13 protein-coding genes and 1 riboswitch are annotated in these 13,276 nt (G+C 62.0%); of the genes, 5 read left to right on the top strand and 8 right to left on the bottom strand.

Going from position 1 to position 13,276, the window contains the following annotated elements; genetic code table 11:
* The first annotated feature begins 76 nt into the window (after window positions 1-76).
* Window positions 77-307, top strand: a complete 231-nt coding sequence (locus LQ231_RS01890; protein WP_113143722.1) for a hypothetical protein — start codon at window positions 77-79, stop codon at window positions 305-307.
* Window positions 308-543: 236 nt separating this feature from the next.
* On the top strand, window positions 544-1,149 hold the full coding sequence (gene leuD / locus LQ231_RS01885) for a 3-isopropylmalate dehydratase small subunit (protein WP_230170068.1): 606 nt from the start codon (window positions 544-546) through the stop codon (window positions 1,147-1,149).
* 146 nt (window positions 1,150-1,295) lie between these two features.
* On the opposite strand, the gene LQ231_RS01880 is transcribed toward leuD, so the two are convergent.
* On the bottom strand, window positions 1,296-1,841 hold the full coding sequence (locus LQ231_RS01880; protein WP_230170067.1) for a chloramphenicol phosphotransferase CPT family protein: 546 nt from the start codon (window positions 1,839-1,841) through the stop codon (window positions 1,296-1,298).
* A gap of 28 nt (window positions 1,842-1,869) precedes the next feature.
* The gene (locus LQ231_RS01875) at window positions 1,870-2,802 is read right to left on the bottom strand and encodes a pyridoxal-phosphate dependent enzyme (protein WP_230173218.1); all 933 of its coding nucleotides are present in this window, start codon (window positions 2,800-2,802) and stop codon (window positions 1,870-1,872) included.
* 195 nt (window positions 2,803-2,997) lie between these two features.
* Between LQ231_RS01875 and leuB the strand changes: the two genes are divergently transcribed.
* Together leuB and LQ231_RS01865 are read left to right on the top strand one after the other, a co-directional pair.
* Window positions 2,998-4,110: a 3-isopropylmalate dehydrogenase gene (leuB, locus tag LQ231_RS01870; protein WP_230170066.1), complete on the top strand. Its 1,113-nt coding sequence runs from the start codon at window positions 2,998-3,000 to the stop codon at window positions 4,108-4,110.
* A gap of 375 nt (window positions 4,111-4,485) precedes the next feature.
* Entirely contained in the window at window positions 4,486-5,358 is an 873-nt protein-coding gene (locus LQ231_RS01865; protein ID WP_230170065.1) for an RNA polymerase factor sigma-32, read from the top strand.
* A gap of 186 nt (window positions 5,359-5,544) precedes the next feature.
* Here LQ231_RS01865 and LQ231_RS01860 read toward each other — a convergent pair whose 3' ends face one another.
* Together LQ231_RS01860 and LQ231_RS01855 are read right to left on the bottom strand one after the other, a co-directional pair.
* The gene (locus tag LQ231_RS01860) at window positions 5,545-6,282 is read right to left on the bottom strand and encodes a CPBP family intramembrane glutamic endopeptidase (RefSeq protein WP_230170064.1); all 738 of its coding nucleotides are present in this window, start codon (window positions 6,280-6,282) and stop codon (window positions 5,545-5,547) included.
* A 92-nt stretch (window positions 6,283-6,374) separates the two neighbouring features.
* Window positions 6,375-6,773 (bottom strand): PPC domain-containing protein, encoded by a 399-nt coding sequence (locus LQ231_RS01855; RefSeq protein WP_230170063.1) that lies wholly within the window; start codon window positions 6,771-6,773, stop codon window positions 6,375-6,377.
* A 222-nt stretch (window positions 6,774-6,995) separates the two neighbouring features.
* Between LQ231_RS01855 and LQ231_RS01850 the strand changes: the two genes are divergently transcribed.
* Window positions 6,996-7,676: a permease gene (locus LQ231_RS01850; protein ID WP_356634676.1), complete on the top strand. Its 681-nt coding sequence runs from the start codon at window positions 6,996-6,998 to the stop codon at window positions 7,674-7,676.
* Between the two features lie 199 nt (window positions 7,677-7,875).
* Here LQ231_RS01850 and LQ231_RS01845 read toward each other — a convergent pair whose 3' ends face one another.
* From LQ231_RS01845 to thiB, 4 genes are all read right to left on the bottom strand, one after another.
* Window positions 7,876-9,324, bottom strand: a complete 1,449-nt coding sequence (locus LQ231_RS01845) for a M48 family metalloprotease (RefSeq protein ID WP_230170062.1) — start codon at window positions 9,322-9,324, stop codon at window positions 7,876-7,878.
* Between the two features lie 343 nt (window positions 9,325-9,667).
* Window positions 9,668-10,420, bottom strand: a complete 753-nt coding sequence (locus LQ231_RS01840) for an ATP-binding cassette domain-containing protein (RefSeq protein ID WP_230173214.1) — start codon at window positions 10,418-10,420, stop codon at window positions 9,668-9,670.
* Complete coding sequence (gene thiP / locus LQ231_RS01835) at window positions 10,420-12,054, bottom strand: thiamine/thiamine pyrophosphate ABC transporter permease (protein WP_230170061.1); 1,635 nt, start codon at window positions 12,052-12,054, stop codon at window positions 10,420-10,422. Before thiP ends, LQ231_RS01840 begins: the two co-directional genes overlap by 1 nt.
* A gap of 10 nt (window positions 12,055-12,064) precedes the next feature.
* On the bottom strand, window positions 12,065-13,105 hold the full coding sequence (gene thiB, locus LQ231_RS01830; protein ID WP_230170060.1) for a thiamine ABC transporter substrate binding subunit: 1,041 nt from the start codon (window positions 13,103-13,105) through the stop codon (window positions 12,065-12,067).
* Between the two features lie 46 nt (window positions 13,106-13,151).
* Window positions 13,152-13,265: riboswitch (TPP riboswitch) on the bottom strand.
* Window positions 13,266-13,276: the final 11 nt, after the last annotated feature.

The following is a 13,276-nucleotide window of genomic DNA, read 5'->3' as shown; positions in this document are numbered from 1 at the left end:
AAGATGACAAATCGGTGAAAAGCCCTTGCATTCATGGCGAAGAAGGACCACCTTTGTTGAGTGAAAGGAACTTAACATGCAGAATATCCGTTCCGCCGTCCTCGCAATCGCAGGTCTCGCCCTCATCGGGCTCGCCGCAGCCTTCGCTGTGTCGCTCACGCTCGTCATCGGCGCCTTCCTGACCGTGACCCTCGCTGCCCGCATGCTGATGCTGCGCACGAAGCAGGCCCCGGTTTATGCCAAGGCCCGGCGTCAGGAAGACATGCGCGTCTGGAACGATGGCAAAGGCACGATCATCGACCTCTGACCGGGTGATGTAGCTCTTCGGGAGCCATTGCGCGCGCAAACTGCGACGGTGAGATTTTGCGCGCCAAAAGCTGTGATCCCGAACTTCGGCTGCAGACTAAGATTCTCCTTCAAATTCGCCCGGTTTTGTTTTATTGCCGAGGCATCATCGCCGCTCTGCGGTGCCGCGCGCCGGATCCGGCGTGACGAAGGCGCCAAGGACCGTTGGATCACACGCCCAGATCGAAGGCAGAATTGATGGAAAAGTTCGTAAAGCTCACCGGCGTTGCCGCGCCGCTTCCGGTCGTCAACATCGACACGGACATGATCATCCCAAAGGATTATCTGAAGACCATCAAGCGCACCGGTCTCGGCGCCGGCCTGTTCGCCGAGGCGCGCTTCCACGAAGACGGTTCGGAAAACCCGGATTTCATCCTCAACAAGCCGGCCTATCGCAATGCCCAGATCCTGGTCGCCGGTGACAATTTCGGCTGCGGTTCGTCGCGCGAACATGCGCCCTGGGCCCTGCTCGATTTCGGCATCCGCTGCGTCATCTCGACCTCGTTCGCCGACATCTTCTACAACAACTGTTTCAAGAATGGCATCCTGCCGATCGTCGTCAGCCCGGAAAACCTGGAAAAGCTGCTCGACGACGCCGGCCGCGGCTCCAATGCCGTTTTGACCGTCGATCTCGAAAGCCAGGAAATCACCGGCCCGGACGGTGGCAAGATCACCTTCGAACTTGATGCCTTCAAGCGCCATTGCATGCTGAACGGCCTCGACGACATCGGCCTGACGCTGGAAAAGGCGTCGAGCATCAACGTCTTCGAAAAGTCATTGGCCGACTCGCGCCCCTGGGCCTGATCACGCGTCAGACTTGAGAAACTCGGCGGATCGACTTCGACCTCGACTTGGAATATTGACCGCCTGCAGCACACGCTGCGGGCGGTTTTTCTTTGTTCAGTGTCTGGCATCGTGGGTCGGAGAGCGCCGGAAACAGGTACTCCTCCCTAAGCGGACTTCAGTTTGACGAAACTCGAGGAGCGCCCGCCATTTCTCCATGCGGCGAGTAGCTTTTCGACGTTTGCTTCAGCCCCATCCTCAGACCGCAGTTCGACGTCGTATGTTTTTCCGACGTGTATTGTCTCGAAATCCCGTTTGGCACTGCCCACTGGCCTGTCACCTCGCGCGGTTTCGCGCTCAGTCAAAAGTTCGAGTGGGCAGTGTATTGCGGCGAAGAAAACATCGTGCATCGCCAAGAGATTGCCGATTGTTTCCAGCCATCCCTCGGTATCAAGAATGTGCTCAAGAATGAGATCGTTGCCGGCATCCGCGTAGGCCTTCAGTGATCCGTGAAACCCATCGAAGAAGGCTGCCCTGGCATCAGTCCAGCGAAAATCGCCGTTCTTGAAGCGCTCCGTTGGAAGTACGCCACCGTCACGAAGGTGGTCAATCGATATATGCCAGAACGGTTTTTCAATGCGTTTCTGTAGCGTTTTCGCGATCGTTGATTTGCCGCTGCTCGACGCTCCGTGAAGAAAAATGATTTGTGCCATTCAATAGCCTTCCGATTTGAGACCGCGCCTAAAGCAATTCCTCCTGCCAGGCCTTCAGCTTGGCAAGCGATGCGCCGATCCCGCCGCAGACCTCGATCAGTGGGTTCTGAAACCGCGCTAAAAGCCCGGCATGCACATCGGCAACGGCAAGCGCCGCCCCGCAGGCCGGCTCGACCAGGATGCGATAGGCATCGGCGAATTTCAGGCAGGCCGCCACGGCTTGCGCATCGCTGACCGTAACGCTCTCGATCGCATGGCTGTTCGGTAGCTCGAAGACGTGGCTCGCCACCTGGCGCGCGCCGAGCGAATTGGCGATCGAGGTGATTGCCGGCAGCGTCAGCCGTTCACCGGCTCTCACGCTTTCATGAAACGAGGCCGCACCCTCGGTTTCGACGGCGATCACCGGAACATGCGACAGCCCGTTGCGCTGCAAGCCCGCCACGATGCCCGCCATCAGCCCGCCGCCGCCGACACTGGCGATGACGCAATCGAATTCCGCCCCCTTCGCCACCACTTCGTCGATCAGCGTGCCATGGCCTTCCCAGAGCAGCGGATGGTCGAACGGGTGCACATAGGCCGCCTTGCGTGTCTCAGCCAGCGCGATCGCATGCGCATTGGCCTCGTCGAACACCGCGCCATGCACCAGCACCGATGCCCCCGTTGCCTCGATCAGAAGCTGTACCTCGACCGAGGTCGTTTCCGGCACCACGATCGTCACCGGCACGCCGAGCGCACGCCCGGCATAGGCCGCGGCAATGCCGGCATTGCCCCCCGAAGCGCAGAAGATCTCCCGCGCGCCGTTCTCCACCTCGTGCTGGCAAAGCCGGCCGACGCCGCGCAGCTTGAAACTGCCGGACGGCTGCAGCGCATCGAGCTTCAGCCAGAGCGGCAGGCCGCTTTCGCTGTAAGCTTTCGTCGTGCGAAAAAGCGGCGTGTCGAGATGCAAAGGAAGCGCGGACATGGGCGGCATGGAGGACATGGGGTCACCGGGATTGGACAGAGATGCGCTCTTGTGACCGGCAAACGCATGCCCGTCAACCAGGCAGGATGCGCAGAGCCCAGCCCGGCAAACCGTACCGTTTCGGCCCCTTGCTCGCTTGAAATGGCAAGGGTCGAGGTCTAAGAAACCGCAACTTGTTTTTCAGCGGAGGCTATCATGACTGAGCGCAATCTTCTTCTTCTGCCCGGCGACGGCATCGGTCCGGAGGCCATGGCCGAGGTCCGCAAGATCGTCGCCTATATGAATGCGGAAAAGGCTGCCGGCTTCGTCATCGAGGAAGGCCTGGTCGGCGGATCCGCCTATGATGCCTATGGCGCGGCAATCTCGGAGGAAGACATGGCCAAGGCGCTTGCCGCCGATGCCGTGCTGTTCGGCGCGGTCGGCGGCCCGAAATGGGATGACGTGCCATACGAGGTGCGCCCCGAAGCCGGCCTGCTGCGCCTGCGCAAGGATCTCGAACTCTTCGCCAATCTGCGCCCGGCGATCTGCTATCCGGCGCTCGCCAACGCCTCGTCGCTGAAGCCCGAGCTGGTCGAGGGTCTCGACATCCTGATCGTCCGCGAACTGACCGGCGGCGTCTATTTCGGTGAGCCGAAGACCATCACCGACCTGGGCAACGGCCAGAAGCGCGCCATCGACACCCAGGTCTACGACACCTACGAGATCGAGCGTATCTCCGCCGTCGCCTTCGAACTGGCTCGCACCCGCGGCAACCGCGTCTGCTCGATGGAAAAGCGCAATGTGATGAAGTCGGGCGTCTTGTGGAACCAGGTGGTCACCGCGACCCACAAGGAGAAGTTCGCCGACGTCAAGCTCGAGCACATGCTCGCCGATGCCGGCGGCATGCAGCTCGTGCGTGCGCCCAAGCAGTTCGACGTCATCGTCACCGACAACCTGTTCGGCGACATGCTGTCGGATGTCGCCGCCATGCTGACCGGCTCGCTCGGCATGCTGCCGTCGGCCTCGCTCGGCGCGCCCGATGCCAAGACCGGCAAGCGCAAGGCGCTCTATGAGCCGGTGCATGGTTCGGCCCCCGACATTGCCGGCCAGGGCATCGCCAACCCGATCGCCATGATCGCCTCGTTTGCCATGTGCCTGCGCTACTCGTTCAACATGGTCACGGAAGCCGATACGCTCGAAAAAGCCATCGCCAACGTTCTCGACAAGGGCATCCGCACCGGCGACATCATGGCCGAAGGTGCAACCAAGGTCGGCACCGTCGAAATGGGCGATGCGATCCTTGCCGAGTTCCAGGCTCTCTCGGCCTGATATTCCCTTTTCGCATCAGCGACCAACGGCGCGGAGCAATCCGCGCCGTTTTGCATTCGTGACATCGGGCGTTCCGCTTGTGGCCGGCCTTGGCCGCCGCATGCCGTTCTCCGCGAGCGCCCGGCAATAGTCACAACTGCGTGAGCCTGCGTCATGCCAGGGACGGGCACAAATCCGGACACATCTCTCCAACGTATATCAAGACAGACAAAGCCGAGAGGGTGGTGGTCGCAAACGACCGCGCCCGGAACCGCCTTGAAGGAAGCCGCGGCCCGACATGGCATGGAACAACGGCGTCATTTGTCCGTTGATGCTGAAATGCGCAAATGAGGCTCTTGCCAGCAAACGGTCCGCACCGACCATGGAGAGATTTCGATGAAAGCCATGTCCGCTGACAGACACATCATCAAATACGCGATGTCGCAGCCCTATCTCGAACGGCAGGAAGAGCTGGACCTGGCAATCCGCTGGAAGGACAACAATGATCAGGATGCGCGCAACCGCATCGCTCAGGCGCATATGCGCCTCGTCATTGCCATGGCCTCGAAATTCCGTGGCTTCGGCCTGCCGCTCAACGACATGATCCAGGAAGGCTATATCGGCCTTCTCGAAGCCGCAGCCCGCTTCGATCCCGGTCGCGAAGTGCGTTTCTCGACCTATGCCGGCTGGTGGATCCGCGCCTCGATGCAGGATTATATCCTGCGCAACTGGTCGATCGTGCGTGGCGGCACGAGCTCGTCGCAAAAGGCGCTGTTCTTCAACCTGCGCCGCCTGCGCGCCAAGCTCGCCCAGGGCGACAACCGGTTGAGCGACCAGGCCATCCACCAGGAAATCGCCTCCGCGCTCGGCGTAAGCCTAGCCGATGTCCAGTCGATGGATGCCCGCCTGACCGGCAATGACGCATCCCTCCAGACCCCCGTCGCCGGCCGCCACGGCGAAGGCGCGGAACAGCTCGAAATGCTGAAAAGCAACGAGACGCTGCCGGACGAGCAGGCCACCAGCATCATCGACGGCGAGCGCTGGATCGCTTGGCTGAAAAGCGCGCTGACCCAGCTCAACGAACGCGAAAGCCGGATCATCAAGGCCCGCCGCCTGACCGAAGACGGCGCAACGCTGGAAGAGCTCGGCGTCGAACTCGGCATTTCCAAGGAACGCGTCCGCCAGATCGAGACCCGCGCGCTGGAAAAGCTGAAATCGGCGCTCACCACCCGCGTCCCGGCAGCCAGCCGCTACGAGATGGCGTATTGAGGCTTATCAGGGCCGAATTCAACAGGGCCGGCGGAAACGCCGGCTTTGTTGCGAAAACACGTGATTAGGCCTTTCGCGGCGCGATTTGACATGCGCTGATGGTATCGCCGAACGACTGTCATCCCGAATGTCATCCGCAAAATACGCCGGGAAGGGTTGTTTGGCTCGGTCCGAATTCAGGTACGCTCAACCACCGGGATCGATCGGGACATGGGTTGCAGCGAAGAGAAAAAGGAATCCGGCCCAGTCGTTCAGAATATGGGCGCCTGCCGACACCCAAAGGTTCTTCGTGACGACATAGGCCAGGGTGAGAAGCACCCGAGTGAAGCCAATTCCGAGCAAAGATTGCGCCCAATGCCAGTCATAGGTCGGCAGATGCACGGCCCCGAAAATCAGACCGGAGACCAGCAATCCGACGCCAATGCCCCAGGATCGTGTAAGGCGTAAGTGCTTGACGCAGAACCAGAGCACGGCGAGGAAAGGCAGGATGCCCAGCAATTCTTCGCCGATCAGTTGGATGACGGTTGGAAGGAGCAGCGCGGCAACATCAAGCGTCGACATCGAGGCAAAGCTGGCGGAAACGGGATTGGCATGGAGCTCGAAAAATTGCTGGAGAAGCAGTCCCATGCCCAGTGATCCAGCCAGGCTGAGCATGGCAAAGAGGATCATCAATCCGGCGGAGCTTAATCTGATCGGACGGAACAAAGCCGTCCAGTATCGCCCGGTGACGAGGCGCAGCGCCAAGAGCGGTATACCCGCGAACAGCAGCGTCGGCACGAGGTAGACGGGAAAGCTGCGGAGCGGGATTGAGACCAGAGCCAGGAAGGCGAGTGCAACTGATGCCAAAAGAAACAGCCAGCCCAGGCCGCTGACTTCAACCGGGTGACCGTCATAGAACGGGAAATCCTGTTTCCTGGCGATCATGGTGCCAAGGCCTGACATCCGAGATAGAAATCTGATCGATCGGCGTATCCGCGCTCTGTCATCCTCATCCCCCTTTTCCCGTCATCGGGAGATCACTCGACATAAAGCGTCAGTGCATAATTTGCAGCCTCGCCCCGGCGGGCGGCATTGCGCATCAGGTAGACCTGGATCGCGTAGTTTCCGCTGGAGGGGATTGTGATGGTCGTTCCGTTGCCATCTATGGAACTGTTATACAGGGCCGCGTCTGCGCCGGGCGCCACCACATTGAAATAGAGGCTGGAATTGCTTGAATCGAGCTGCACGGTCAGTTTCTGGCCAGCCGTCACGCCGAGCGTGTATTCCACGCTCTGATACCCTTTGAGCTGCGCATTGATGGTCGAGCCTGAGGTACCGGCCGAGAAATGCACGGTCTCGCGCCGAACATCGTCAGCAATGGCAGGGCCCGCTGCCAACATGGCAAGGATGAGCATCAGATGGCGGATCGTTCTCATGGGCGACCTTTCCGAGTTGATAGTGGCGGATGAATTAAAGACTGAATTCGCCGTATTCGCAACGCCGACGGGATCCGCCTTTCCAGATTGGCCAAACTGACGATCGACCCCTGACATTGGTTTTCCTCCCTTGAGACGTCCATGACGATCATGGCGTGACGCTCTCTGGATGCCCTGTTATGTGTCTAAAACCACAGACAATAGCGGCAACAGGAGGTCGCCTTGGACTTTATGAAACTGCTCAAATCGCTGGAAGAACTGCTCTACGAGCTGGTGTCCTGGCTGTTGTTTTATCCGCTCACGATGTGGCGTTCCGTCGTCAACCCGCTGCGCATGATGCGCTACGCCGACAGCGAACTGGCCGACAGACCCGAGGACCAGTACGAAGATACGCTGAGCCCTCCCCTGTTTCTCCTGATCACACTTCTTTTGTCCCAAGGGCTTTCGGCCGCCTTTCCGACGTCATACGATCCAACGATCGTTGCAAAAGAACTGGGATCGGGGTCAAACTTGCTGATCGCCCGCGGCGTGGTGTTCGGGATCTACCCGCTGTGCATGGCCGTCGCCATGCTGCGCCAACAGTCCGTCAGGATCACCCGCAACTCTCTGCGCCCGCCCTTCTTCAGCCAGTGTTATGTCGCGGCACCTTTTGCATTCGTTGTCGGCCTGGCATTTGATTTCCTGTTCATGCCACACGCGCAGGGCATCACGATCGGTCTCGCTACGCTGGCATTCGCCACGCTGTGGTATGCGCAAGCGCAGGTGAGGTGGTTTATTCAGGATCGGCACATGGGAGCAGCAAAAGCGATCGGCGCCTTCTCGGTGGCATTCGTCTGCGCGACCGTCGTCGCGTTCGTTATAGCCATTTTCATCGGCCTCGAGGCCAAGAACCTGGCAAGCTGAGTTTAAGTCAGGCGGAAGAGGGCTCCTGGGTGGGGAGCGCCGTCGGCCAGATCTGCCGATTCGGCAACGCCTATCAGGCGATCATTCGGTAATCTCGAAGGCATTGGGCAAAACCCTCACTTACGGGCTCTGCCTGCGCCGCCCGCGCAATTGCGTTGGAACCTGTCGGGCGTCCTGAGTGCCGAAAGGGTCCATGCCCTTACTCGGAGATGATCTTCACCCGCATGCCCGGCGCCACTGTCGATGTCGGTCCAAGCGCGTTGATCAGCCGGAACAGTTCGAGCTTGCGGTCGGTGCCCATCATCCGGGCCGACAGCGTGCCGATATCGTCCTTTGCCCCGACGGTGACGACGCGAACCCTGAGCGGCTTCAGCGAGGCAGCCTCCTCCGGCGAAATCCGCCGGAAACTCGTGCGCAGCTGCTGCGCCGTCGGCTCCAGCGCCGCACTGCCCTTCGGTACGGCGGTCAGGAAGCGGAAGATCTGCGTGCCGATGCGGATCACGGTGATATCGAAATCCCAGCGATCGGCCGAGGCCCGCGCGGTCGCAGCTTCCAGCCCGTTGACCGTGGTCATCTGGATGGTTTCCGGCAAAAGCCCGGTGACCCAGCCGCTCGAAATATAGTTCGACAGCGTCATCTTCTGGCTGTCGGCGACGCCATCGAAACGGATCGCCACATCGCCCGGCCCGGTCGCCAGAACGGCTTCCACCTTGTTGTCGATCTGGAAGCCGGCCGGCACGTCGAAGCGGATGCCGAGTGTGCCATGCAGGAAGGTCTGGCCGCGCACATAGCCTTCCTGCGGGCTGTCGCCGTAGAGCAGGCCATTGATGCCGTTCAGATAATAGTCGCGGCCCGTCTCGCCATGCGTGCCTTCCGGACCAAACGCCCGGGCATGGCGCTTGGCGAGGTCCACGCGTTGCGGCGCGTTCGGATGGCTTGACAGGAAGTCGAGGCTCTGGTCGGCATCGGGATCGACCGAGGTAAACTGGCTGTAGCGCGCCATCGAATCCAGGAAGCGCGCCGCCGCATAGGGGTCGTATCCGGCCTCGCCCAGCGTGCGTACGCCGATCACGTCCGCCTGCAGTTCCTGCTGGCGCGAGAAGGCGGCGAGGCGCAGCTTGCCACGCGCCAAGGCCTGCTTGCCGGCAAGATCGCTCGACAGGACTTCGGCGACCACCCGGCTGGCGATCACTTCCGCCTCTTCGCGGCGCTGCCGCTCGATGCCGTGATTGGCTGTCACATGCGCCATTTCGTGGCTGAGCACGGCCGCCACTTCCGAGGCGTCATTGGCCAGTGCCAGCAACCCGCGCGTCACGTAGAGGTAACCGCCGGGCAGCGCGAACGCGTTGATCGCCGGCGAATTGAGGATGGTGATGCGGTAGGACTGGTTCGGATTTTCCGACACCGCCGTCAGCGCACCGGCAATGCGCGCGACAAGCCGTTCGGTCTTGGCGTCGGAATATTCGCCGCCATAACTTGCCACGATGCGCGGATGTTCGCGCGCGCCCATCTGCGCCCGCGGATCGTCCTTCTGCACTTCGTCGACGATCTGCGGATTGGTCGACGGTGCTACGCTCGGCACATAGGCCTGCTCGAACAGCGACTGGCAGGAAGACAGCAGGAGGCTGAGGCTGACTAGAGCAGCCATCGACGAGACAAACCTCGCGGACCCGCGCCGCCGAACGTTTTCGGCGGCCAACGCGCTGTTCCCGGTCAATAACTGCATCCTGCCCCTTTGCCTAAACCTTCGTGAACGCCTGTCGAGCCCGAGATCCCGGCCCATGGCCACGCAATCACGCAGCCAACCAAGGCGAGAATCGGTCTATCCCATCAAGCATCTGCCGCCATTTCACACAATGCGAAAAAACCGCATGCTGTATAAGATAGGCGCGACACATGAGATGACCAAGGCTTGTTGACGCCAAGCACCCATTCCCTTGGCGCATGACACCGGCGAACGACGAAATTAAGGCGAAGGTCGCTCGGCGTCATCAGGCCCCGGCATCGCGTCCGGGAGTAGGTGGGGCATCACGTCCGGCAAAGCGCCGCACGGCGTCGAGATCCTGGCGGGCGAAAAAATCCGCCGTCGCTGCCGCAACCAGCACGCGACCGTCCTCGAGGAAGACCACGTCGCGGGCCAATCGCTCGACATCGCGCGGATCATGGGTGACCAGCACGATCGTTGCCCCGGTTTCGCCGTGCAGATCGGCAAGCAGCTCGACCATCACCGCCCGCAGCCCCGGATCAAGTGCCGCAAACGGCTCGTCGAGCAGCATCACCGGTTTGCGCCTTACCAGCGCCCGGGCAAAGGCCGCCCGCTGCCGCTCGCCGCCCGACAGCGAACCCGGCAGCCGCTGCTCGAAGCCACCGAGCCCGACCCGCTCCAGCGCATGCGACACCGCCTGGCGGTCCGCTGCCGTCAGGCGCAGCGCCGGATGAATGCCGAGCCCGATATTGGTGTAGAGATCGAGATGGGCAAACAGATTGTTGTCCTGGAACACCAGCGACACCGGCCGCTCGGCGGGTGCAAGCTCGGTGACGTCGCGGTCGCCGATCAGCACGCGGCCGCTGTCCGGCCGCTCGAAACCGGAAATCAGGTTGAGCAGGGTCGACTTGCCCGAGCCCGAGGGCCCGACAACCGCCGTGATTGCCCCCGCCTCGAAGCGGCAGTCGAAGTGAAATGACGGCGCGCCGAGCGTCAGCCGCACCTGTTCCAGGCGGATCGCCGCCGCTTTTTCCGCCATCATCGGCGCATGTCCTTTCCTTGCGGCGCGCCGATCAGCGCCAGCACCAGGCAGATCGCCCCGAGAATGAGCGCAAGGCCATCGGCATCATGGCTGCGATAGCTGCCCATGCGCGCATAGATCAGCGACGGCAGCGTCGAGATATTTTCCGACCCGAACAGCGCCACCGCCCCGAGATCGCCGAGCGACAGCGCCATGGCAAAGGCGAGCGCCATGGTAAGCGGCCGCTTCAGCACCGGCCAGTCGACCAGGCGCAAGCGCGACAGCCCGGAAAGCCCGAGCGAGGCCGCAAGCCGGCTGGTGCGGGCCTGATGCTCGACAAAGGCCGGCTCCAGCACCCGCATGACAAACGGCAGCGCCATCAGCGCATTGATGCCGATGACGATCACCGGCGCAAATGTCGCGATATCGCCATGCGCGCGCAAGGCCAGGAACCAGCCGGTCGCCAGAACGCTGGTCGGCACCAGCAGCACCAGCGACGAACTTGCCGCGAGGGATGCCGAAAACAGCCGCGACCCGACGGCGAAGGGCCGCGCTGACGAAAGCGCGGCCCGTGCCGAAACCACGCCATAGGCGCAGGCGAGCGACAGCAGGCCGGCTGACGATGCGACGATCAGGCTGGTGCCCGCCGCCTGCAGGAACGCCGGCTCCCGCAACAGCTTGATCAGATCGGCATTCACCCCCGAGACGATCACCTGCGCCAGCGGCAGCACGAGAAACAGCCCCGCCAGCAGGAGCACGGCAGCATCCAGCAACCGGATCGGCAGCCCCATGCCGTCAAATCGGACAAACCGCCGGCCGCTGGTCTGGCCGGTATCGACCGCCGCCGGCAGCAGGCTCAGGGCAGAAAGGATCGCGCCGGTGACGACGATCTGCATCAGCGCCAATGACACCGCCCGTTCCGGATCGAAATCGAAGCGCAGCGCCTGATAGATCGCCACCTCGATCGTCGTTGCCGCCGGCCCGCCGCCAAACACCAGAACCAGGGTGAAGCTGGTAACACAGAGCATGAAGATCAGCCCGCTGGCACCCGGAATGACCCGCGCCAGCACCGGCCATTCGATGAAGCGGAAGATCGACAGCGGCGACAGGCCGAGGCTTGCCGCCGAGCGCCAGTATTCCGCCGGCACCCGCTCTAGCGCCGACAGCATCAGCCGGGTCGCCAGCGGCAGGTTGAAGAACACATGCGCGATCAGGATGCCGGAAAGTCCGTAGATCGACACCGGTTCGGCAAGGCCGACAAAGGCTAGGCCATCATTGATGATGCCCTGCCGCCCGAAGATACCGATCAGCCCGAGCGCCCCGATCAGCACCGGCAGGCCCATCGGCACGGCCATCAGCCGGATCAGCCAGCGGCGACCGGCAAACCCCGGCTGGCGCGCCAGCGCACTGGCAACCGGCAGGGCAAGCATGACCGACAGAGCCGTCGACAGGGCCGCCTGAAACAGCGTGAAGCGCAGCACCGAATGCACCACCGGATCGCCGATCACGCCAAGCGATGCGCCGTCCATCCGGCCGCGGAGCAGCGCAACCAGCGCCGTCCCGATGAAACCCGCGACCAGCGCCAGCACCAGAAGACCGCCGGCCAGAGCCGGCAGCCTTTCCGCGTTTGACAGGATGCGCGGGCGTGCCATGCCGCAAGGCTCAGTTCAGCGTCATCGCTGCCAGCCATTCGTCGATCCACGCCTTGCGGTTGGCAGCGACCTCGGCCGAATTCATCAGGAAGGTGGTCTTCGGCTGTACCAGCTTGCCAAAGGCGTCGGGCAGCGGCTCGGATGTGGCCGCCGCCGGCATCATCCAGTTGTTCGTCGGAATGGTATCCTGGAAGCCCGGTTCCAGCATGAAGGCGAGGAACTGCCGGGCCAGATCCTTGTCCGGCGCGTTCTTCAACAGGCCCGCGACCTCGATCTGGATGTAGTGGCCCTCGGAGAATTCCGCCGCCTGGTAGCGATCGGTCTCTTCCGCCACCATGTGATAGGCCGGCGAGGTCGTATAGGACAGCACCATCGGCGCCTCGCCCTTGGTGAACAGGCCGTAGGCCTCCGACCAGCCGGGTGTCACCGTCAATACGCGGCCCTTGAGCTTCGCCCAGGCTTCCGGCGCCTTGTCGCCATAGACCGACTTGACCCAGAGCAGCAGACCGAGCCCGGGCGTCGAGGTGCGTGGATCCTCGATGACGATCTTCTGGCTCGGGTCGCCCTCGACCAGTTCCTTCAGGCTCGTCGGCGGATTTTTTACCGTCTCACTGTCGTAGACCACGGCGAAATGGCCGTAGTCATAGGGCACGAAGACATCGTCGGAAAAGCCGCCCGGCACCTTGGCCTTGGCAAGATCGATGCCGGAGGCTTCAAAAAGGCCGGTCTGCTTGGCTTCCTCGGTCAGGCTGGTATCGAGCCCGAGAACCACATCAGCCTTCGAGCCTTCGCCTTCCAGCTTCAGCCGGGTCAGCAGGGCCACGCCATCGGCAACGCCGACGAAATTGACCGTGCAGCCGCAGCTCTTCTCGAAGGCTTCCTTAACCTTCGGACCCGGACCCCATTCGGAAATGAAGCTCTCATAGGTATAGACGGTCAGCACCTTGTCGGCGGCATGCGCCGGCAGCACCAGACCTGACCCGAGAAAGGCTGTTGCGAGAAGCGCTGCGGCAAGACCGGAACGCAAGGTGTCGACGAGATATGATGGCATGACGCCCTCCTCCTAAAAAACAATTGATCTCGGGATAGGGCGCTTTGCGATCGACGCGTCTAATCCCTCCGCCGGTGTTAACCGGATCAGGTTCCGCGGGTTGGCTGTCGCCTCTCAGCATTTCGTCCCGATGGAACGAAAGGCACCCCGTTAGAGCAGTCTTGAGATAGC

It is taken from the genome of Rhizobium sp. CECT 9324 (genome assembly GCF_918741265.1).
Classification (GTDB): Bacteria; Pseudomonadota; Alphaproteobacteria; order Rhizobiales; family Rhizobiaceae; genus Allorhizobium.
Note: the sequence above shows the minus strand (reverse complement) of the source record. Positions and strands in the feature narration are given on the sequence as shown.

Bases quoted from the DNA above. Each gene is read 5' to 3' on its own strand.
- LQ231_RS01890 (WP_113143722.1), top strand. From the start codon at position 77: ATGCAGAATATCCGTTCCGCCGTCCTCGCAATCGCAGGTCTCGCCCTC.
- leuD (WP_230170068.1), top strand. From the start codon at position 544: ATGGAAAAGTTCGTAAAGCTCACCGGCGTTGCCGCGCCGCTTCCGGTC.
- LQ231_RS01880 (WP_230170067.1), bottom strand. From the start codon at position 1,841: ATGGCACAAATCATTTTTCTTCACGGAGCGTCGAGCAGCGGCAAATCA.
- LQ231_RS01875 (WP_230173218.1), bottom strand. From the start codon at position 2,802: ATGTCCGCGCTTCCTTTGCATCTCGACACGCCGCTTTTTCGCACGACG.
- leuB (WP_230170066.1), top strand. From the start codon at position 2,998: ATGACTGAGCGCAATCTTCTTCTTCTGCCCGGCGACGGCATCGGTCCG.
- LQ231_RS01865 (WP_230170065.1), top strand. From the start codon at position 4,486: ATGAAAGCCATGTCCGCTGACAGACACATCATCAAATACGCGATGTCG.
- LQ231_RS01860 (WP_230170064.1), bottom strand. From the start codon at position 6,282: ATGATCGCCAGGAAACAGGATTTCCCGTTCTATGACGGTCACCCGGTT.
- LQ231_RS01855 (WP_230170063.1), bottom strand. From the start codon at position 6,773: ATGAGAACGATCCGCCATCTGATGCTCATCCTTGCCATGTTGGCAGCG.
- LQ231_RS01845 (WP_230170062.1), bottom strand. From the start codon at position 9,324: ATGGCTGCTCTAGTCAGCCTCAGCCTCCTGCTGTCTTCCTGCCAGTCG.
- LQ231_RS01840 (WP_230173214.1), bottom strand. From the start codon at position 10,420: ATGGCGGAAAAAGCGGCGGCGATCCGCCTGGAACAGGTGCGGCTGACG.
- thiP (WP_230170061.1), bottom strand. From the start codon at position 12,054: ATGGCACGCCCGCGCATCCTGTCAAACGCGGAAAGGCTGCCGGCTCTG.
- thiB (WP_230170060.1), bottom strand. From the start codon at position 13,105: ATGCCATCATATCTCGTCGACACCTTGCGTTCCGGTCTTGCCGCAGCG.